Origin of the sequence: Acrocarpospora corrugata (genome assembly GCF_009687845.1) — a bacterium.
GTDB lineage: Bacteria > Actinomycetota > Actinomycetes > Streptosporangiales > Streptosporangiaceae > Acrocarpospora > Acrocarpospora corrugata.
In genome coordinates, this window is record NZ_BLAD01000032.1 from 1 (window position 1) to 519 (window position 519).

The following is a 519-nucleotide window of genomic DNA, read 5'->3' on the forward strand; positions in this document are numbered from 1 at the left end:
GGCGCCGTTCGCCGATGATGTGGCGGTTCATCAGCTGGTGGAGGAGCGGGCGGCTCGTAGTCCGCTGGCGGTGGCGGTGTCCTGCGATGGCCAGAGCCTGACTTATGGCCGGCTCAACGCGCGGGCCAATCAGCTGGCCCGGCTGCTGCGTGAGCGTGGCGCGGCGCCGGAGACGCTGGTGGCGGTCTGCGTGGAACGTGGCGTGGATCTGGTGGTGGCGCTGCTGGCGATTTTGAAGTCCGGCGCGGCTTATCTGCCGCTGGATCCGGAGTATCCGGCCGGGCGTCTGCGGTTCATGCTGGAGGATTCCCGGGCCGGGCTGGTGATCACTCATTCCAGCCTGCGCGGCATTCTCGACGGCGCCGATGTCCAGCAGATCGTTTTGGATCAGGAACAGGTCCGGGCCGACATCGCCACCCGCCCGGATTCGGATCTGCCTCCGCTGGCCGGTCCGGGTGATTTGGCGTACATCATGTATACCTCTGGGTCTACCGGCACTCCCAAAGCCGTCATGATCCA

At 66.3% G+C, this 519-nt stretch carries 1 protein-coding gene; it reads left to right on the forward strand.

Features of this window, described 5'->3' with window-relative positions:
• Positions 1 to 519: AMP-binding protein (locus tag Acor_RS00185; RefSeq protein WP_155334420.1), on the forward strand; the 519-nt coding region annotated here is incomplete at both ends.